Origin of the sequence: Pandoraea sp. PE-S2R-1, assembly GCF_002179865.1 — a bacterium.
In the GTDB taxonomy this organism is placed as follows: Bacteria; Pseudomonadota; Gammaproteobacteria; order Burkholderiales; family Burkholderiaceae; genus Pandoraea.
In genome coordinates this window covers 91,729-111,067 of sequence record NZ_NGUR01000005.1, presented here as the reverse complement: position 1 = coordinate 111,067, position 19,339 = coordinate 91,729, and the positions used below count along the sequence as shown (strand labels likewise).

Annotated in this window: 16 protein-coding genes; 3 read left to right on the top strand and 13 right to left on the bottom strand. The window is 63.5% G+C overall.

The window, feature by feature from the left end; translation table 11 throughout:
- Nucleotides 1-29: 29 nt before the first annotated feature.
- From CDV44_RS01755 to CDV44_RS01705, 11 genes are all read right to left on the bottom strand, one after another.
- The gene (locus tag CDV44_RS01755) at nt 30-1,112 is read right to left on the bottom strand and encodes an XdhC family protein (protein ID WP_087686411.1); all 1,083 of its coding nucleotides are present in this window, start codon (nt 1,110-1,112) and stop codon (nt 30-32) included.
- A complete protein-coding gene (locus CDV44_RS01750; RefSeq protein WP_249277378.1) occupies nt 1,112-3,322 on the bottom strand; it encodes a xanthine dehydrogenase family protein molybdopterin-binding subunit in 2,211 nt (736 codons plus the stop codon). The genes CDV44_RS01755 and CDV44_RS01750 overlap by 1 nt, the downstream gene beginning before the upstream one ends.
- A 100-nt stretch (nt 3,323-3,422) precedes the next feature.
- The gene (locus CDV44_RS01745; protein ID WP_058376124.1) at nt 3,423-3,866 is read right to left on the bottom strand and encodes a (2Fe-2S)-binding protein; all 444 of its coding nucleotides are present in this window, start codon (nt 3,864-3,866) and stop codon (nt 3,423-3,425) included.
- Between the two features lie 199 nt (nt 3,867-4,065).
- Nucleotides 4,066-5,007 carry an AraC family transcriptional regulator gene (locus CDV44_RS01740; RefSeq protein ID WP_087686409.1) on the bottom strand — a complete coding sequence of 314 codons (942 nt, stop codon included), beginning with the start codon at nt 5,005-5,007 and terminating at the stop codon, nt 4,066-4,068.
- Nucleotides 5,008-5,237: 230 nt separating this feature from the next.
- The gene (locus CDV44_RS01735) at nt 5,238-5,864 is read right to left on the bottom strand and encodes a HutD family protein (protein WP_087686408.1); all 627 of its coding nucleotides are present in this window, start codon (nt 5,862-5,864) and stop codon (nt 5,238-5,240) included.
- Nucleotides 5,865-5,902: 38 nt separating this feature from the next.
- Nucleotides 5,903-7,189 carry a glutamate-5-semialdehyde dehydrogenase gene (locus CDV44_RS01730; RefSeq protein WP_371328721.1) on the bottom strand — a complete coding sequence of 429 codons (1,287 nt, stop codon included), beginning with the start codon at nt 7,187-7,189 and terminating at the stop codon, nt 5,903-5,905.
- Nucleotides 7,190-7,253: 64 nt separating this feature from the next.
- On the bottom strand, nt 7,254-8,333 hold the full coding sequence (gene holA, locus CDV44_RS01725) for a DNA polymerase III subunit delta (RefSeq protein WP_087686406.1): 1,080 nt from the start codon (nt 8,331-8,333) through the stop codon (nt 7,254-7,256).
- Between the two features lie 10 nt (nt 8,334-8,343).
- The gene (gene lptE / locus CDV44_RS01720) at nt 8,344-8,859 is read right to left on the bottom strand and encodes an LPS assembly lipoprotein LptE (RefSeq protein WP_170935821.1); all 516 of its coding nucleotides are present in this window, start codon (nt 8,857-8,859) and stop codon (nt 8,344-8,346) included.
- 82 nt (nt 8,860-8,941) lie between these two features.
- Complete coding sequence (gene leuS / locus CDV44_RS01715; protein WP_087686404.1) at nt 8,942-11,533, bottom strand: leucine--tRNA ligase; 2,592 nt, start codon at nt 11,531-11,533, stop codon at nt 8,942-8,944.
- 294 nt (nt 11,534-11,827) lie between these two features.
- Nucleotides 11,828-12,625: a 4-hydroxy-tetrahydrodipicolinate reductase gene (gene dapB, locus CDV44_RS01710; RefSeq protein WP_087686528.1), complete on the bottom strand. Its 798-nt coding sequence runs from the start codon at nt 12,623-12,625 to the stop codon at nt 11,828-11,830.
- Between the two features lie 30 nt (nt 12,626-12,655).
- The gene (locus CDV44_RS01705) at nt 12,656-13,354 is read right to left on the bottom strand and encodes an outer membrane protein assembly factor BamE (protein ID WP_087686527.1); all 699 of its coding nucleotides are present in this window, start codon (nt 13,352-13,354) and stop codon (nt 12,656-12,658) included.
- A 164-nt stretch (nt 13,355-13,518) separates the two neighbouring features.
- Here CDV44_RS01705 and fur point away from each other — a divergent pair, with 164 nt between their 5' ends.
- Both fur and CDV44_RS01695 read left to right on the top strand, forming a co-directional pair.
- Nucleotides 13,519-13,950 carry a ferric iron uptake transcriptional regulator gene (gene fur, locus CDV44_RS01700; protein WP_023594193.1) on the top strand — a complete coding sequence of 144 codons (432 nt, stop codon included), beginning with the start codon at nt 13,519-13,521 and terminating at the stop codon, nt 13,948-13,950.
- A 157-nt stretch (nt 13,951-14,107) separates the two neighbouring features.
- Complete coding sequence (locus CDV44_RS01695; protein ID WP_087686403.1) at nt 14,108-14,977, top strand: hypothetical protein; 870 nt, start codon at nt 14,108-14,110, stop codon at nt 14,975-14,977.
- A 108-nt stretch (nt 14,978-15,085) separates the two neighbouring features.
- Here CDV44_RS01695 and gap read toward each other — a convergent pair whose 3' ends face one another.
- Entirely contained in the window at nt 15,086-16,096 is a 1,011-nt protein-coding gene (gene gap / locus CDV44_RS01690) for a type I glyceraldehyde-3-phosphate dehydrogenase (protein ID WP_087686402.1), read from the bottom strand.
- 28 nt (nt 16,097-16,124) lie between these two features.
- Nucleotides 16,125-18,137: a transketolase gene (gene tkt, locus CDV44_RS01685; RefSeq protein ID WP_087686401.1), complete on the bottom strand. Its 2,013-nt coding sequence runs from the start codon at nt 18,135-18,137 to the stop codon at nt 16,125-16,127.
- 197 nt (nt 18,138-18,334) lie between these two features.
- Between tkt and CDV44_RS01680 the strand changes: the two genes are divergently transcribed.
- On the top strand, nt 18,335-19,276 hold the full coding sequence (locus CDV44_RS01680; protein ID WP_170935820.1) for a polyamine aminopropyltransferase: 942 nt from the start codon (nt 18,335-18,337) through the stop codon (nt 19,274-19,276).
- Nucleotides 19,277-19,339: the final 63 nt, after the last annotated feature.

Genomic DNA, 19,339 nt, shown 5'->3' with positions numbered 1-19,339 from the left:
TGGATTCCAAACAACTTGTCCGTCAGGCACTACAAGACCGGCAGACCCTCGCTCCTTGTGAGAACGCGATGGGCGACTACCGAGGGGGGAGGTGATTCAGCAACACACGAAGGCATCACACGGCGCGTGGTGTCGCCGAGCGTGCCGTTACGAAGCGCGGTGATCTCCGCAAGGATCGCCAGCGCAATTTCCGGGGGAGTTCTTGCGCCGAGGTGCAGGCCGACCGGGCCGTACAGCCGATCAATCTGCGAGGGCGTCAGGTCGAACATGGCGAGACGTTCGCGGCGCAGCGACTGGTTCCGGTGTGAACCGATGGCACCGACATAAAACGCGTCGGATTTGAGCGCTTCGAGCAACGCCATGTCGTCGAGCTTCGGGTCGTGGGTGAGCGCCACGATGGCCGTGTTGCCGTCGGGTCGCAAATGCACGATGAGGTCGTCGGGCATTTCGCTCACACGCGTGACGTGGGGCGTTGGCGTGTTGTGTTCGCCGCCACCGCCATCACCGCCGCCGTGAATATCGTGAATGTCGCGCGGATCGCAGATCACGACCTGATAACCCAGCGGCACCGCCATGGCCGTGAGATGCCGCGTGAGTTGCCCGTCGCCGATGACGATGATGCGCCAGCGAGGCCCGAACGGCACGGTGAGTCTGGCAGGCGTGTAAGCGAATGCAGCGGGCTGTCTGATGAGGCGTACGCGTGCCTCCCCGGTGCGTAGATCAAGTTCGCGCGTGCCAAGCTGGCCCGCGTTGATCGCCGCGCGCATCGCTTCGAGAGCGCTGCGTTCTGTGACGACTTCAATGATCAGTTCCAATGTCCCGCCACACGGCAAGCCGAACCGATGCGCTTCGTCGGCAGTGAGTCCGTAGGTCTGCACGTGCGGGCGCTGCCTCGGGCGAAAGCCATCGGCCACTTTGGCAAGCAGATCGTCCTCGATGCAACCGCCCGACACGGAGCCGGCGACCCGGCCACGTGCACCGAGCGCCATCATCGCGCCGACCGGACGTGGGGCCGAGCCCCACGTGCGGGCCACGGTCGCGAGCAGCACGTCGTCGCCTTGCGCCTGCCAGCGCGCCACGGCGTCGAGCACCTCGGCATCGAGGACATCCATTACGCGCGACCCTTTGCGCCGGGGGCAGCGTCGCCCGCCAGTGCACGCGCCTCGGCAACGGTCTGCGGCAACGGCATCGCGCGTGGCCGCACGCCCGTAGCACGCCGGATCGCTTGGGCCACTGCGGGGGCCATCGGCGGCAGCGAGACTTCCCCGCAGCCCTGCGGCGGCCGGTCGCTCGGCACGATCACGGTCTCGATCTTCGGCATCTCGACGAGATACAGCAGCGGGTAGTCGCCGAAGTTGCTTTGCTCTACGCCACCGTTCGCAAACGTGATCTGGCTCTTGAATGTGTTGGTCAACGCGAAGCCGATGCCGCCTTCGATGTTGGCGCGAATCAGATTCGGATTGATCGCGCGGCCGCAGTCCACGGCACACACGACGCGTTCGATCTTGAAACGATCGTTCACGACGCGCATCTCGAGCGCGACCGCAACGTAAGTGGAGAACGCCGCCCCCCGCCCGGTATAAGTGCAATACCCGAAGCCGCGATGCACACCGGGTTTCGCTGGCGACTGCCAGCCGGCCGCCTTGACCGTGGCGTCGATCACGGCACTCGCGAGCGCATCGTGTTTGAGCAGGCGCTTGCGATAGACGATGGGGTCAATGGCGGCCGCTTCGGCCATTTCGTCGATGAAGCTCTCAAGGAAAAACACGCTGGACGTCGAACCGACCGAGCGCATGAAGCTCACCGGAATGTTCGGCTGCGGCACGTCGACGCCTTCGACGCGCAGGTTCGGCACGGCGTAGGCGAGGTCGTATAGCCCGTCGAGCATGGTCTCGTCGTAGCCCGCCTTCTCGTAGTTTTCCTTCTTGATGACGTTGTAGAGCGACTGTCCCGCCACACGCAACTGCATGGCACGCGGCAGGCCGTCATCACCCAACACGGCCTGAAATCGCCCGGACGCGCAGGGCCGATAGAACCCGTGCCGCGTATCGTCTTCGCGCGAACGAATCACTTTGACGGGACGCCCTACGGCAGCGGACGCCACCGCCGCATGGATGACGAAGTCAGGCACGTATTTGCGCCCGAAGCTGCCACCGAGGAAGGTGGTGTGCACAGTCACTTTCTCGGGCGGCAGTTTGAAAATGCCGCCGAGCGCCCAGCGCACTTTGTCCTGCCCCTGAATCGGGCCCCAGACTTCGATCTCGCCGCGATCCTTGCGCACGTGCACGGTCGCGTTCACTGGCTCCATAGTGGCGTGCACGATGTAAGGCGTGTGGTACTCGCCGGTGACGACCTTGCCGCCCGCCGCGATGATGCCCGGCGCATCGCCGATGTCCGTGGCGATGCCGGGTTTGCCGTGGATGAGTGCGGCGCGGCGCTCGGCAAGAATGGTGGCGCTGTCGGCCGCCGCGCCCGCCTTCCATTCGACGTCGAGGCCGTCGCAGGCTTTCTTGGCACGCCAGTAGTCGTCGGCCACCACGATGATCGCGTCTTTGGCGATCACGACGTCATGCACACCTTTGCGCGCCTTGATGTCGTCGCGATTCTTGACGGCAAGCGGTGTACCGCCGGAGGTCGGCGCCATGCGCACGGCACCGATGAGCATGCCGGGCACCTTGACGTCGATGCCGAAGACAGCGGAGCCATCGACTTTCGACGGCGAATCGAGGCGTTGCATCGGCTTGCCGATCAGGGCATGCGCGGCCGTCGTCTTCAGGTGCGGATGCGGATTGAGCGGCAGCTTCGCGGCGTCGGCGGCCAACTCGCCATAGCCGAGCGAGCGTCCCGACTGCGGATGAATCACCCGGCCTTCACGCGTGACGCAGTTGGTGGTGCGCACACCAAGGCGTTGCGCCGCTACGCTCACGAGTGCCTCTCGCGCCTGTGCACCGGCGATGCGTAGACGTTCGTAGAAGAGTGTCACGCTCATCGAGGCGCCCACGAACTGCTGCAACGCCTCGTTGGCCGCCGCCGTGCGATACGCGTCACGCGCGGTGACGAATTCCACCCGCACGCGTCGCCAGTCGGCATCGAGTTCGTCGGCAAGCACTTGCGGCAAACCGGTGTACACGCCCTGCCCGACCTCGCATTGCGACAGGCCGAGCACCGTCGTACCGTCGGCGTCGATACGAATCCAGTCATTGATTTCGATCAGGTGATCGCCCGGCTGACTTGCCGATTCACCGGTCGCAGCACGCGCTTCCGGACTCGCCACCCACGACGCAGAAATCGGAATCAGCAGGCTGCCGGTGGCCAGCGTCATCCCCTTGAGCCATTGACGGCGTGAGGGCGATGCAACTGCCGTCGTGCCCTCGGCGATATCGTTCACCTTCGGCACGGTGCGCTCACCTTGCGCAGTGCGATCAGCGTTTAGCAGCGGCATGGATGGCCTCCCGAATGCGGTGATACGTCGCGCAACGGCACAGATTGGTCATGGCCTCGTCGATCTGCGCGTCGGTCGGGTGCGGATGCTTGTCGAGCAGCGCGGCGGCCGCCATCACCATGCCCGATTGACAGTAGCCGCATTGCGGTACGTCTTTGGCAATCCAGGCCTGCTGGATCGGATGCGAGCGCGTGGGCGACAGCGCCTCGATCGTCGTGATGCGCTTGCCTGCCACGGCCGACACCGGCAGCACGCAGGTGCGCGTGGCGACGCCTTCGAGATGCACGGTGCAGGCGCCGCACGCGCCGATACCGCATCCGTATTTGGTGCCGGTCAGCCCCGCGGCATCGCGGATGACCCACAGTAGTGGCGTGTCGTCTTCACCCTCGAAAACGAACGGCCGCCCGTTGAGCTGGAATTCCATTGACTCTCCCGTTGTGACTCGCCACTCGCATCGACGCGCTTTGGCGCGCGCCTTCGGATGGCGATTGAATTCTCACAACGAGAAAAATGCCGAACAACGGCCGGCCGACCCGAAAAGGTCGCCGTTCGTCCAGAGACGGGAAAACCCCTGTGCTTTTGCCTGCGCGGCCGGTCGCTGACGCGCCGCCCGCTTTTTATTTTTAGTGGCCCAGCTCACAACTGCGCAGATACTCGCGCGGCGGGAGTCCGTAACACCGCCGGAAAGCTCTCGTGAAGGCTTTCTCCGACGCGTAGCCCACTGCGTCGGCCACGTCCGCCACTCTCGCCCCGGCGCCTGCCAATCGCTCTGCCGCCATGTACATCCGGTGTGTGGTCAGATACGACATCGGCGACTCCCCGACCAACTCCCTGAACCGCAAACAGAACCGGGATCGCGACATGCCCGCGATGCCTGCCAACTGCTCCACCGTCCACGGTCGCGACGGGGTCTCGTGCATCGAGGCAATCACCCGGCCCATCTGCGGGTCTGTCATGCCACGCAGCCAGTGCGTACTCGTCCCGCCACTCGACGCCAGATATGCGCGCAATATCTGCACGAACAACACATCCGCAAGGCGCGCCACCGCCACGCGCCACCCCGCACCGCGCTGCATCGACTCTTCGATGAATCCGGCGAGCGTCGTGGTCAGGAGGGCGGGCACGGCAGGGTCGCCCGCACGGATGTGAATCAACGGCGGCAACGACACCAGCAACGGGTTTTTCACACGTTCCCGAAACATCACCACCCCGGTATACAACTCGCTCACCGCGCCGGTGCCCCCGGCCCGAAACGCCAACGGCGTGTCCAATCGCGGCGCGATGCCCTGCGCCGACATCATTTGCTCGAAGACCACCGGCGTCTCGTCCAGCGACGAACACATCACGTGCTCGTGCCCATGCGGCAACAGCACGCAATCGCCCGGCTCGACGCGCACCGGCGGCATCCCGGCCACGACGAGATAGAAGGGCGCGCCCAGTGCCGTGCGAAACGGCACACCATCGAGCGCAGGCTTTCGCAATGACCACGGTGCACCAAACGTAAATCGCCCGGTGACCACGGCGTCCGCCCGAACATCACTCAAGACGTCACTCAACGGATCCATGGCACGGCCCCTCGCTCGAATGCGATTTTTGTTTCATGGGTGGAACTTCGATTTATATATGGATTAACCGAAGTATGCCGTTTCGCTCGCCGGAAAAGTATCCGGATCGGCCTAGGGGAAGTACGGGGGAGATTATGGGAAGGACAGGGGAAGGATGCTGCGGAGGGCGGGGACGAGCGTCCCCGCCGAAGGGATGCGAGTGAGATGCGGGCTATGCCGCATCGACTGCATCAGCCGTGCAGCCGCGTCACGCAGGTGAGGAACACGTCACTCGACGGCCCTACGGCGCGCAGTTGGCACGCGGGTGCGTCAATCTGGTCCAAGCGCAGCGCGTGGCCAGACGGCACGTTCACAACCTCGCCATCGGCGAGTGCCACGCTGACGCCGCCCTCTCCCGCCGCACAGTAGAGAAACGCGACGCTGTCGGCCTGCGCCGGCAGTGCCCACGTCACGACGTCGTCCGTCAGACGATGCTGCACCAACGTGTGCTGCCACTCGCTACGGCGCGTCATGACGTTGAAGTCGTCGATGGGCACGCCTGCGCTCTCGAGTACCGGTGTGCTGCTCACGGCAAGTTCGCCGCCGAACGCATACGGCGAGGTTTGCGTCGTGAGCGTGACGTCGTCGCGGCCCTCGACGTTCAACGTGAGCGATCCGCCGCGCACGATCGCCAATGAGCGGTCGATGCCTGCGAAGACGGAGAACGGTCCGGCCGTGGCGACCGTCGCCGTGCTGATGCGCCAGTCGAAGCCGTCTTCGCCGGAGCGGCGCGCAACGGCCAGTTCGATCGTCACGCCCAAGCCGTTCTTCCACGGCATTTTTCGGAAATCGGCCGGGCCGAGAACTTGTACTTTCATGCCCACTTCCCTGACATTCACACGCGTCGATGTGTCACTTATTGACGCACTTCGCCGTGACCGAACACGACGTACTTGAGACTCGTCAGCCCTTCCAGCCCCACCGGGCCGCGGGCATGCAACTTGTCGTTCGAAATGCCGATCTCGGCGCCCAGCCCGAACTCGAAACCATCGGCAAAACGCGTGCTCGCGTTGATCATCACGCTCGCCGAATCGACTTCGCGCAGGAATTGCATCGCCGCGCTGTAGTCCTCGGTCACGATGGCATCGGTGTGATGCGAGCCGTAACGGTTGATGTGTTCGATCGCCGGGGCGAGACCATCGACGATCTTGATCGCGAGGATCGGCGCGAGATACTCGGTGGACCAGTCTTCCTCGGTCGCCGCCACGACACCGGTCACGCCCGCATTGGTCAGCGCCGCCACGGTGCGCTCGCAGCCGCGCAACTCGACCTGTTTGCCTTGGAACATGCGGGCAATCGCGGGCAACTGCGCCAGCGCGTTCTGGTCGACGAGCAGCGTTTCCATGGTGTTGCACGTGCCGTAGCGATGCGTCTTGGCGTTCTCGCAAATCGCCAGCGCTTTGGCAGCGTCGGCGCGTTGATCGACATACACGTGACAGATGCCGTCGAGATGCTTGATCATCGGCACGCGCGCATCCTGCATCAGGCGGGCGATCAGGCTCTTGCCACCGCGCGGCACGATCACGTCGACATACTCGGTCATGGTGATCAGTTCGCCCACGGCGGCGCGATCGGGCGTGCTGACGACCTGTACCGCGTCCCCCGGCAAACCGGTCGCGGCCAGCGCGTCGGCAATGAGGGTCGCCAACGCGGTGTTGCTCTCAATGGCTTCGGAGCCGCCGCGCAAGATCGTCGCGTTGCCCGACTTCAGGCACAGCGCCGCCGCATCGATGGTTACGTTCGGACGCGATTCGTAAATGATGCCGATCACCCCCAGCGGCACGCGCATCTGGCCGACCTGAATGCCGCTCGGCTGCACGCGCACGTTGCTGATTTCACCGATGGGATCGGACAGGCCGGCGATCTGGCGCAAGCCTTCGATCATCGTGCGCAATGCCTTGTCGGACAGCGTCAGACGGTCGATGAAGGCGGCATCCTGCCCGTTGGCTTTCGCGCGTTCGAGATCGCGGCGGTTCACTTCCTGCAACTTCGCGCCGTCGCGCTCGATGGCGTCGGCAATAGCGAGCAACGCACGGTTCTTGGCGGCCGTATCGGCACGTGCCATCGCGCGGGATGCCTCACGGGCACGCTGGCCCAGCGACTGCATGTAGGCTTTGATATCCATCTCGTGACTCTGGTCGATTGGGTCGATTAGGTCGATCCGGCGGAGGGTCCGCCGTCGTCATTTGATATTTTTCGGGCGCGGTCTACGCGTGCGCCGGACGGGCCGGGCGGGCGGAGCGCGCCGTCGGCGGTCGATCGCCGACGAGCAACAATCCGAGTTGCAGCATGCCGTCCCACGGGTCCCCGGGCAGGCCGTCGGCGCGCAGTCCCTTGACCTGCCGGTCGAGGCGCGCCGCCAGTTGCAACGCTTGCGCAAGCATCGCCGGCGTGACGCGATTTGCCGCCTGTTCCATCAAACGCTCGCGCGGGCCCCACACGCGATATTCGCGCAGCAGCATCGCGAGCGGCTTGCCTGCGGCCATACCGCGCGTAATCTTCGCCAGCGTGCGGACTTCTTCGGTGAGCGCCCACAACACGAGCGGGGCCGCTTCCCCTTCACCGCGCAAGCCGTCGAGCATTCGCACGAGTCGCGGCGTATCGCCCGCGAGCACCGCTTCGCTCAGCTTGAAAACGTCATAACGCGCGACGTTAAGTACCGCATCCTGCACCTGCTCGAATTCGAGCGTCCCCGACGGGTACAGCAAGCCGAGCTTCTGAATTTCCTGATGCGCCGCGAGCAAATTGCCTTCGACGCGATCGGCGATGAACTGCAACACCCGGCGTCCGGCTTCGCCCGCAGCCACGCGCTGCCCCTGTGCGGCCAGACGCTGCGAAATCCAGTCGGGCAGACGCGCCCGATCCACTGCATCGATCTTGACCGTCACGCCCGCACGATCCAGCGCGGTGAACCAGTCGGACTTGGACGCCGCCGCATCGAGGCGCGGCAAGGTGACGATGGTCAACACGTCGCCGCTGGCCGCTTCGGCATGCGCCTTGAGCGCCGCGCCGCCGTCCTTGCCGGGCTTGCCGCCGGGAATACGCAACTCGATCAGCTTGCGGTCGCCGAACAACGACATCGACTGCCCTGAATTCGCCAGCGCGCCCCAGTCGAAACTGCGCTCGACCGACAGCACATCGCGCTCGGTATAACCGCCCGCGCGGGCCGCCGCGCGCACGCGATCGACGGCTTCCTGCACGAGCAGGCTCTCGTCGCCGTAGATCACGTAGATCGGCGAGAGGGTCTTGGCAAGATTCGCGTCAAGCGCGTCGGGGCGCAGTTGCATGGCCGTGGGCTCAGTGGTCCGGCGTCGGCGCCGGCATGGTCTTCACCGCTTCCATGCGGCGAATGATCTGATCGACGGCATCCTTCTGCATGTCGCGATTGAGCAGCGCCGCTTCCTGATCGCGAGCCGTCGCTTCGCTGTCGCTGTACGGCAGGTTACGTGTCAGGCGAATCGTGCTCAGCGGAATGATCGGCGTACCGTCCGGGGTCACCAACTGGAACGTGAACGTGTTGCGCATTTCGTATTCACGCGCCTGGCCCGTCGAGTCCAGACTCACCGCCGTTCTCGTTGCCGTCGCGCCCAGAATTTCCAGGCGAGCGTCGGCATCCTTCGGCGCCTCGACGACAACCGTCCCCTTGCTGCCGTAGCGGATGTAGCGCTTGATATCGACGGCCATCTGTCCGCCGCCGGAGATATACAGGCGCTTGAATGCATACTCGCTCGCCCCGCGCAGTTGGAAACCGCACGCGGTGAGCGCCAGCGCGCAGCCCAACAGGGCGATCCAGCCGAAGATCCTGCGCGTCATGCCCGCGCTGCGTTGCCCGGATGTCATTTGCACGTGATGTGCCCTCTTCTCACCAAATCATGGATCGGCAGTCGCTGCCGGCTCAGACCACCACGTTCACGAGACGCCCCGGCACGATGATGACCTTCTTGACCGGCTTTCCTTCGCCGAACTTGACCGTCATTTCATGTGCCAGTGCCGCCTGTTCGATGGCTTCACGCGGCGCATCCTTGGCCACGAGAATCGCGCCACGCACTTTGCCCGCCACCTGCAACACGAGTTCGATCTCGTCCTGCACCAGCGCAGCCTCGTCCACCACCGGCCACGAGGCATCGAGCAGATCGCCCGACTCGGCCGCGTAACCCAGTGCATCCCACAGGCCGTGCGTGACGTGCGGCACCACCGGGTAGAGCACGCGCAGCAAGATGCCGTAGCACTCGCGCACCGCGCCGGCACCGGCAGCGCCCTTGTCGTTTTCGATCGCGTTGAGCATCTTCATCGCCGCGGACACGACCGTGTTGTACTGCACACGCTGGTAATCGTAATTGGCCTGCTTGAGCACGCCGTGCACCTCGCGGCGCAACGCCTGCGCTGCCGGGTTGGCGGTCTCGATGGCGACACCCGTCTGACGCAGCAACGCGGCTTGCGATTGACCGAAGCCCCACAGGCGGCGCAGGAAACGGCTCGCGCCTTCCACACCGGCGCCCGACCATTCCAGTTGCTGTTCCGGGTGCGCGGCGAACATCACGAACAGACGCGCCGTGTCGGCACCGTACTGATCGATGAGCGATTGCGGATCGACACCGTTGTTCTTCGACTTCGACATCTTCTCGATGCCGCCCAGCACCACGTCGCCGCCATCGGCCTTCGACGTCGCACCCACCGGACGACCCTTGTCGTCGAGCTGCACCTGCACGTCGAGCGGGTTGAACCACGTCTTCTTGCCGGCGGCATCTTCGCGGTAGTACGTCTCGTTGAGCACCATGCCCTGCGTCAGCAGGTTCTGCGCCGGTTCCTTGAAGTTGACCAACCCCAGGTCACGCATGACCTTGGTCCAGAAACGCGAATACAACAAGTGCAGAATCGCGTGCTCGATGCCGCCGATGTACTGATCCATCGGCATCCAGTAATCGGTGCGCGCGTCGACCATGCTGTCGGCATCCGGGCAGGCGTAGCGCATGAAGTACCACGACGAGTCCACGAACGTGTCCATCGTGTCCGTCTCGCGACGTGCCGGCTTGCCGCACTTCGGGCAATCGCACTTCAAGAAGGCTTCCGACTTCGCGAGCGGGTTACCCGAGCCGTCCGGCACGAGGTCTTCCGGCAACACCACCGGCAGATCTTTCTCCGGCACCGGCACGGCACCGCACGTGTCGCAGTGGATGATCGGGATCGGCGTGCCCCAGTAACGCTGGCGCGAAATGCCCCAGTCGCGCAGACGGAACGTGATCTGCTTGTCGCCGACTTCCTGCGCCTTCAGATCGGCGGCAATCGCGTCGATGGCGGCAGCAAAGCCCAGACCGTCGTACTTGCCGCTATTGATCAGCGTGCCTTCCTTGTCGCCATACCAGGCTTGCCAGGCGTCGATCGAATACGTCTCGCCGGCGACCGCCACGACCTGCTTGATCGGCAGACCGTACTTGCGCGCAAACGCGAAGTCGCGTTCGTCGTGCGCCGGCACGCCCATCACGGCACCTTCGCCATAACCCATCAGCACGTAGTTGCCGATCCACACTTCGACCTTGTCGCCCGTGATCGGATGCGTGACGAAGAAGCCCGTCGGCATGCCCTTCTTTTCCATCGTGGCGATGTCGGCTTCGGCCACGCCGCCCTGCTTGCATTCGGCAATGAATGCCTGCAAGTCGGGGCGCTCGGCGGCCAGACGCGTGGCGAGCGGGTGCTCGGCGGCAATCGCGCAGAAGGTGACGCCCATGATCGTGTCGGCGCGCGTGGTGAACACGCGCAGCAGCTTGCGCTCGCCATCGAGCTCGTACGGGAACCCGAAGTTCACGCCGAAGCTCTTGCCGATCCAGTTCTGCTGCATCACCTTCACGCGCTCAGGCCAGCCGAGGGCGTCCAGATCGCCGAGCAACTCGTCGGCATAATCGGTGATGCGCATGTAATACATCGGGATCTCGCGCTTCTCGATCAGCGCACCCGAACGCCAGCCACGGCCGTCGATCACCTGCTCGTTGGCGAGCACGGTCTGATCGACCGGGTCCCAGTTCACCGTCCCGGTCTTCAGATAGACCACGCCCTTTTCGAGCATCTTGAGGAACAGCCACTGGTTCCAGCGGTAGTACTCCGGCGAGCAGGTGGCGACTTCGCGCGACCAGTCGATCGCCAGCCCCATCGCCTGCATCTGCTTCTTCATGTAGGCGATGTTGTCGTACGTCCACTTCGCGGGCGGCACGTTGTTGGCCATCGCCGCGTTTTCAGCGGGCATGCCGAACGCATCCCAGCCCATCGGCATGAGTACGTTGTACCCGCGCATGCGCATCTGACGGTACATCACGTCATTGATGGTGTAGTTGCGCACGTGCCCCATATGCAGCTTGCCCGACGGATACGGCAGCATCGAGACGCAATAGAATTTTTGCTTGTCCGCGCGCTCGGTGGTCTTGTAGGCATCGATCGCCTGCCAATGCGACTGGGCGGAGGCTTCGACGTCGGCGGGAACGTATTTTTCTTGCATGATGGGTCGGCAGATAGGATTCGGCTCGGCTTTGCCCTGCCGGTGTGCGGCCATCGGCGCGGCACACGGGTTATTGGGGCAGATCCGGGGAAAACGATGATTATAACGCCGCCGGGTGCGGATTCAGCGCGATGGCGGCGGGCGTCGCAACCTTCAGCTCGAAGGGCGGCCAGCACGGTGCAACAGCGGTGCTGGCAATGCGTGCCGGCAATTAACCGGGATACCGGGGAAGCGAAAGGGCCGGGTTGTCGACGTGCGCACTTCGCATGTCGAACGCCCCCGGCCGGCAGGGGCTTAGCGTAGGCCTAGCACGTCCTGCATGTCGAACAGACCGGTCTGGCGTTCGACGAGGAAGCGGGCGGCACGCAGCGAACCCTGGGCATACGACAGACGGCTCGACGACTTGTGCGTGATCTCGATGCGCTCGCCAATCCCGGCAAACAGCACCGTATGGTCGCCAACGATATCGCCGCCGCGCACGGTCGCAAAACCGATGGTCGACGGATCGCGCTCGCCGGTCACGCCTTCGCGGCCGTAGACGGCACATTCTTTCAGATCGCGTCCGAGGGCGTCGGCCACGACTTCGCCCATGCGCAGTGCCGTGCCCGACGGGGCATCGACCTTGTGACGATGGTGCGCTTCGATGATCTCGATGTCGTAGCCGGTGTTCAGGATCTTGGCGGCCACTTCGAGCAACTTGAACGTGGCGTTGACGCCCACGCTCATGTTCGGTGCGAATACGACGGCGACGCGCTTGGCGCCTTCGGCCAGACGTGCCTTGTCTTCGTCCGAGAAACCGGTCGTGCCGATGATCATCTTCACGCCATGCTTCGCGGCGGCGGCCAAATGCAGCAGCGTGCCTTCCGGGCGGGTGAAGTCGATCAGGAATTCGGCGTTGGCAAGTGCGGTGTCGAGATCGGCGGTGATGTGCACGCCGGTCTCACGACCGAGGAAAGCCCCGGCATCGTGACCGAGGGCAGGGCTGCCCTCACGATCGAGCGCGCCCACCAACTCGGCGTCATCGGCGGCCAACACGGTTTCAATCAGCATCCGGCCCATACGGCCGGACGCGCCCGCAATCGCAATCTTCATCATGGTGAGTCTGGTTGTGTTTCTGACGGCTTACTTGGGTGCCGAGAACAGGCCACCACCGGAGGTCACGCGCGGCGACGGCACCAGGCCCGTACCGCCGGCGGTACCGGCATTGCTGCTCGTGCTGGACGTGCCGCTCGATGCCAGGCCGGCATTGGTCTGCACGGTCTGGCTGGCCGCCGCGTCGGTCGACACGGTTGCCACATCGTTGGCCGCCGGCGTTGCGGCAGCCGTCGGTGCGGCGGCAGCCGCGTCAGGCGACGGCGATGCCGCTTCCGCTGCGGCCGCGCTGGCGGTCGACGGCGCCGGGGCATCGGTCTTCACAGACTTGCCTTTCTGACCATCGATTTCCTGCACCAGCTGGTATTCGGTCGGCAGGTTCTCGCCACCGTCCCAACGGGCCAGCGTGTCGTTCTCGAAATACACCCTCAAGTGGCGCTCCTGCACCACCGAAGTGTTGCCGCGCTTGAAATAGAAGACGTAATCCCAGCGGTTGGCGTGGAAGATGTCGGTCAGCAGCGGCGTGCCGAGCACTTGGCGCACTTGATCGCGCGTCATGCCGGCCTTGAGCTGTTCGTAGGCTTCCTTCGAGACGAAGTTGCCTTGAACGATGTTGATTCGATACGGCGTCACGACGCCGATCACCTTGTCGGTCACGCTGTCGTACGTGGAGCAGCCAGCCAGCGCCAGCAGTGCTGCGGCAGCATAAAGGGAGAGATAACGACGCAAATCTGACTCGCTTTCAAAAAAATCGAACTTGATCCGGCACGCCGGGCGCGCCGCCACATCGCCCCCGTTGACGGCTGAAACCGTCCCGTTTGCGCCGGTTTGCGCCGGGCAAGGCAAAAAGGCATTATTATTGGGGCTGTATTGTACTCTAGGGACGTAGAGCGATGCCGAATCCCGCCGATCTGAAAAATATCGGACTGAAAGCCACGCTTCCGCGCCTCAAAATTCTGGAAATCTTCCAGAACAGCGAGGTGCGCCATTTGACCGCCGAAGACGTTTATCGTCACCTGCTCGGCGAAAACCTCGACATCGGTCTGGCCACGGTCTACCGCGTGTTGACGCAATTCGAACAAGCCGGCCTATTGTCGCGCAGTAACTTCGAGTCCGGCAAGGCCGTATTCGAACTCAACGAAGGCCATCACCATGATCACCTGGTGTGCCTGGACTGTGGTCGCGTCGAAGAATTTTTCGATGCAGAAATCGAACGCCGCCAGAAGTTGATCGCAAAAGAGCGCGGTTTCGCACTTCAGGAACATTCCCTCGCCATGTACGGGAGTTGCACGAAGGATCCGTGCCCGCACCGGCAGAAGAATTAATTCCACATCATTACCCATCCCGGAGGCCTGGTCCGGGAGATGTTCCCCCAAGTCGGTTATATGGAACATAAAGAGGGGTCACCGCATCAAACGGTGATTACCTCGCGCGCAAGGCATAAGACCCTGCCGGTTACGTCTAGACGTTCGATTCCACCCGATGAATAACGATAAAACACTTTACAAAACGACATCCGAAGGGCTGTCCGACGTCTCACTCGCGGACGTATTGGACTTTGTACGGACCAATGCCAAGTGGATCGCCGGCCTCGCCATTGTGGGGGGTGCCATCGGTGTTGGCAGCACGTACTTCGTGCAGAAGCAATGGGAAGGCAAGCTGACCCTGCAAGTGGGTCGCGCAGCAGGATCCCCGGTGAGTGGACCGGATGGACCACTTATCGAGTCGGTACAGCAAACCGTCGGACGAGTCAGCTTGAACACTTTCCGCGATGACCTTGCAGAAAAGGTGCTGCCCGAACTTAAGGGCGACCTGGACGCTCTGCACAAGTCTGTCGTCTGGAAAGCGATCAAGGCCCGCGCCATCCAAGGTACGACCTACGTCGAAATCGTTGCGCGCGGCACGTCCGAGCAACAGGCCGGACAAGCCCTCGCCACGGCAGCGCAACAGATTCTCAGTGAACACGCAGCAATCCTGGAACGAGTGCGCGATCTGCCCAAGCAGCAATTGAGCGTCATCGATGCTGCTATCGAAACGAACACCAAAGCTCAGGAGCAACTCGGCGCAGCGCTGGCACAGTCCAAGAATACGGATTCCGTCATGGCACTCAGCGCGCTTCAGAGCAGCCGCTCAGAGCGGGCTGTGCTGAACGACAGCCGGTATCGCGTTTCGCAACTGCTGGCACCCGATCAGTCATACAACACGCGCATCGTCAGTGCTGCGCAAGTTGACGATAATGCCGTCTTTCCCCGGAAGCTGTATTTCGGTGCTGGCGGGCTGCTGGTGGGCGCGATCATCGGTGTGATTATCGGACTGTGCCGCAAGGCCACCTCGCGCCGCGACGCACCGTAACGTCATCGCGCGCGAAACGCATGTCGATATGCGTCGTTGCAAGGCCCAAAAGAAAAAGCCGCTGTCTCTCGACAGCGGCTTTTTTCATGCAACCAGCGAAGCAGCAGCTTACTTGGCCGACATCAGCGCGACGGTCGTGTCGAGCATGCGGTTCGAGAAGCCCCACTCGTTGTCGTACCACGACGTCACCTTCACCAGGCGACCCGACACCTTGGTCAGCGAGCCGTCGAAGTTCGACGATGCCGGGTTGTGGTTGAAATCGATCGACACCAGCGGTGCCGTCGTGTACGTGGCGATCGCCTTCAGCGGGCCTTCGGCGGCTTCCTTCAGGATCGCGTTGACTTCATCGACGGTCGTGTCGCGCTTGGCGATGAACGACAGGTCGACGATCGACACGTTGATCGTCGGGACGCGAATCGCGAAACCGTCCAGCTTGCCGTTCAGTTCCGGCAGCACCAGGCCGACGGCCGAAGCAGCGCCGGTCTTGGTCGGGATCATGCTCATCGTGGCCGAACGGGCGCGACGCAGGTCTTCGTGATAGACGTCGGTCAACACCTGATCGTTGGTGTAGGCGTGCACGGTGGTCATCAGGCCCGTTTCCAGACCGATTTTTTCATGCAACGGCTTGACCAGCGGTGCCAGGCAGTTGGTCGTGCACGAAGCGTTCGAGATGACCGTATCGGTCGACTTGAGCACGCCTTCGTTCACGCCGAACACGACCGTAGCGTCCACATCCTTGCCGCCCGGGGCCGAGATGATGACCTTCTTTGCGCCGCCCTTCAGGTGAGCGCCGGCCTTTTCCTTCGTGGTGAAAAAGCCCGTGCACTCGAGCACGACGTCCACGTTCAGCTCGCCCCACGGCAGTTCTGCCGGGTTGCGGTTGGCCAGCACGCGAATCTTGTCGCCGTTGACGATCATGTAATCGCCGTCGACCGTCACCGTGCCCGGGAACTTGCCGTGCGCGGTGTCGTATTGCGTCAGGTGAGCATTGGTCTGCGCATTGCCCAGATCGTTGATGGCGACGATTTCGATGTCGTGCTTCTTGCCACCTTCGTAATGGGCACGCAGTACGTTGCGGCCGATACGGCCATAGCCGTTAATAGCGACGCGAATGGTCATGGGGGTTTCTCCGTAAGGTCTAACGAAATCAGCCAAGCACGGACTTGACCGTCGCGACCACGTGGTCGACGGTGAAGCCGAAGTGTTTGAACAGCACGCCGGCCGGAGCCGACTCGCCAAAGGTGTCGATACCGACCACGCCGCCTTCCAGGCCGACGTACTTGTGCCAGAACGCCGTCACACCGGCTTCGATGGCCACACGCGGCACGCCGCGCGGCAGCACGCTGTCGCGATACGCCTTGTCCTGACGGTCGAACACATTGGTCGACGGCATCGACACGACGCGCACAGCGACGCCCTCGGCAGCCAGAACTTCGGCGCCCTTGAGGGCCAGATCCATTTCCGAGCCGGTGGCGATCAGCACGATCTGCGGATTCGCCACGTCACGCAGCACATAGCCGCCGCGACGAATATTGGCGATCTGCGCGTCGTCGCGCGAGACGAACGGCAGGTTCTGACGGCTGAGCACCAGGCTCGACGGGCCATCGTGACGCTCCACGGCGGCCACCCAGGCGCTTGCCGTTTCCGTCGTATCGCACGGACGCCACACGTCCATTTGCGGAATCAGACGCAGGCTGGAGACATGCTCGATCGACTGGTGCGTCGGGCCGTCCTCGCCCAAACCGATCGAATCGTGCGTGAACACGAAGATCGAACGCAGCTTCATGAGCGCAGCCATGCGCAGCGCGTTGCGGCTGTAGTCCGAGAACGTCAGGAACGTGCCGCCGAACGGAATGTGACCACCATGCAGCGCGAGGCCGTTCATGATGGCGCTCATGCCGAATTCGCGCACGCCATAGTTGATGTGGTTGCCGTACTGCACGCCATCGGCGTTGGCACGCACCGGCTTGCTGGCCTTCCAGTTGGTCAGGTTCGAGCCGGTCAGATCGGCCGAGCCGCCGAGGAATTCCGGCAGCACGGCAGCCAGACCTTCGATGGCCAGTTGCGACGCCTTACGCGTCGCCACGGTCTCGCCCTTCTCGTTGGTCTTGGCGATCAGTGCGGCAGCGGCCGACTTGAAGTCGCCCGGCAGTTCGCCCTTCATGCGGCGCTCGAACTCGGCAGCTTCGGCCGGGAACTGGCTGCGATAAGCGGCAAAACGCTCGTTCCAGGCGGCTTCGGCTTGTTGACCGGCGGCCTTGGCGTCCCATGCGGCGTAGACTTCGGCCGGCACTTCGAACGGCGGCAGGGTCCAGCCCAGTGCGGCGCGCGTGGCGGCGATTTCATCCGCGCCCAGCGGCGCGCCGTGCACGTCGTGACCGCCTTGCTTGTTCGGTGCACCCTTGCCGATCAGCGTCTTGCAGCAGATCAGCGTCGGACGATCCGACGTCTTGGCCTGCGCAATGGCGGCATCGACCGCATCGGCGTTGTGTCCGTCGACATCGCGGATCACGTTCCAGCCATAGGCTTCGAAACGCTTCGGCGTGTCGTCGGCAAACCAATATTCGACGTCGCCGTCGATCGAGATGCCGTTGTCGTCGTACAGCGCGATCAGCTTGTTCAGGCGCAGCGTACCGGCCAGCGAACAGGCTTCATGCGAAATGCCTTCCATCAGGCAACCGTCGCCGAGGAATGCATACGTGTGGTGATCGACGATGTCGGCGCCCGGACGGTTGAATTCCTTCGCGAGCAGCGCTTCGGCCAAAGCAAAGCCGACGGCATTGGTGATGCCCTGACCCAGCGGGCCCGTCGTCGTCTCGACGCCCGGCGTGATACCCACTTCGGGGTGGCCCGGCGTCTTGCTGTGCAGTTGGCGGAAATGCTTGAGTTCTTCGATCGGCAGATCGTAGCCCGTCAGATGCAGCAACGAGTAGATGAGCATCGAGCCATGGCCGTTCGACAGCACGAAGCGGTCGCGATCGAACCAGTGCGGATTGACGGGGTTGTGCTTGAGGTGACGGCCCCAGAGCGCGACCGCGATATCGGCCATGCCCATAGGCGCACCAGGGTGACCGGAGTTGGCCTGTTGGACCGCGTCCATGGAGAGGACGCGAATGGCGGAAGCCATCAGCGCAGCCGTAGCAGTAGAGGAGTTCGTCATGGTGACCAGCCGGAATAGCGGGCGTGCCCCGTTGCCGCGAGCTGCCGCGCGAAATCAAGTGCAGGATAAAGATCGCGATTTTATCAGATACGGCACCACCCCGGGTCGCTTGCGGTGAACTTCCCCAAATGGCGAGAACGTGGAATGATGCCAAAAAGTGGCGCAATCGCCGCAATTTAGAGGAAGTTGTCACAACAATGCCCGTCATAAGCGACGTCACTGCGGACGATTCCGATGCCGCACTCAAGCCATTTTCTGCCCCGCTCGGCCCTTGGGCGACCTACGCCCTCGCCGGCCGCACGGTGGCGACGGCGGTGTCGCCCTATCAGCACATCGAGATCGTCGATCTACCTGCCCTCGGCCCGCTCGGACGCGCCTACCGGCTCGACGGGCGGTTCATGGCGAGTCTCGCGGATGCTCACATTTGCCACGAGTGCATGGTGCATCCGCTGCTGCTCGCGCACGGCGACGCGAAACGCGTGCTCGTGATCGGTGGCGGCGATGGCGGCTCGGCGCGCGAAGCCTTGCGTCACGCCAGCGTGACCGAGGTCGTCATTGCCGAACTGGATGCGCAAGTCCCGGCAACGATCTTGCAGCACATGCCATCGCTCGCCGATGGCGCGTTCGACGACCGGCGCACGACGCTCGTCATCGGCGACGCACGCGATTTCGTCGACACCGCACTCTCGCATCACGACCGATTCGACGCCGTAATCTTCGACCTCACCGAAGCCGACGGTGCGGCCGCCCCGCTCCACGACGCGGCGTTCTTTACGAAAGTCAGGTCACTTCTGACTCCCCGTGGCGGCATTGCCGTGCAACTGGGCGCCCCGTGGTTCGAGCCGGCGCAAGTGCGGCGAGTGCTTGCAGCGCTGCGCTCGGTCTTCGCGCAGGTGCAGCCGATGACGGCCTACGTGCCCCTTTATGGGTCGCAGTGGGCGTTGGCCGTCGCCAGCGATGCGCTCGATGCGCGCGGCGCCGATGCCAACTTGCTGCAAGCGGCCGCCCAACGCGCTTCCCCCGATCAACTGCGCAGCCTTAGGCACTACGCCGTGTCGCGCCACACGGCGCTTTTCGACATTTCCCCCGATCTGACGGATACGCTTGACGCGCCCACTACGCCGATTGGCACGAGATGACTCGTCCGGGGTGAAGATCGTGCGCGTTCCTTGTATATTGGATGCTCGTCACGAATGCCGGGC

Bases quoted from the DNA above. Each gene is read 5' to 3' on its own strand.
- CDV44_RS01755 (WP_087686411.1), bottom strand. From the start codon at position 1,112: ATGGATGTCCTCGATGCCGAGGTGCTCGACGCCGTGGCGCGCTGGCAG.
- gap (WP_087686402.1), bottom strand. From the start codon at position 16,096: ATGACCATTCGCGTCGCTATTAACGGCTATGGCCGTATCGGCCGCAAC.
- tkt (WP_087686401.1), bottom strand. From the start codon at position 18,137: ATGACGAACTCCTCTACTGCTACGGCTGCGCTGATGGCTTCCGCCATT.
- CDV44_RS01750 (WP_249277378.1), bottom strand. From the start codon at position 3,322: ATGACGCTGGCCACCGGCAGCCTGCTGATTCCGATTTCTGCGTCGTGG.
- lptE (WP_170935821.1), bottom strand. From the start codon at position 8,859: ATGACGCGCAGGATCTTCGGCTGGATCGCCCTGTTGGGCTGCGCGCTG.
- CDV44_RS01680 (WP_170935820.1), top strand. From the start codon at position 18,335: ATGCCCGTCATAAGCGACGTCACTGCGGACGATTCCGATGCCGCACTC.
- fur (WP_023594193.1), top strand. From the start codon at position 13,519: ATGCCGAATCCCGCCGATCTGAAAAATATCGGACTGAAAGCCACGCTT.
- CDV44_RS01740 (WP_087686409.1), bottom strand. From the start codon at position 5,007: ATGGATCCGTTGAGTGACGTCTTGAGTGATGTTCGGGCGGACGCCGTG.
- holA (WP_087686406.1), bottom strand. From the start codon at position 8,333: ATGCAACTGCGCCCCGACGCGCTTGACGCGAATCTTGCCAAGACCCTC.
- leuS (WP_087686404.1), bottom strand. From the start codon at position 11,533: ATGCAAGAAAAATACGTTCCCGCCGACGTCGAAGCCTCCGCCCAGTCG.
- dapB (WP_087686528.1), bottom strand. From the start codon at position 12,625: ATGAAGATTGCGATTGCGGGCGCGTCCGGCCGTATGGGCCGGATGCTG.
- CDV44_RS01695 (WP_087686403.1), top strand. From the start codon at position 14,108: ATGAATAACGATAAAACACTTTACAAAACGACATCCGAAGGGCTGTCC.
- CDV44_RS01735 (WP_087686408.1), bottom strand. From the start codon at position 5,864: ATGAAAGTACAAGTTCTCGGCCCGGCCGATTTCCGAAAAATGCCGTGG.
- CDV44_RS01745 (WP_058376124.1), bottom strand. From the start codon at position 3,866: ATGGAATTCCAGCTCAACGGGCGGCCGTTCGTTTTCGAGGGTGAAGAC.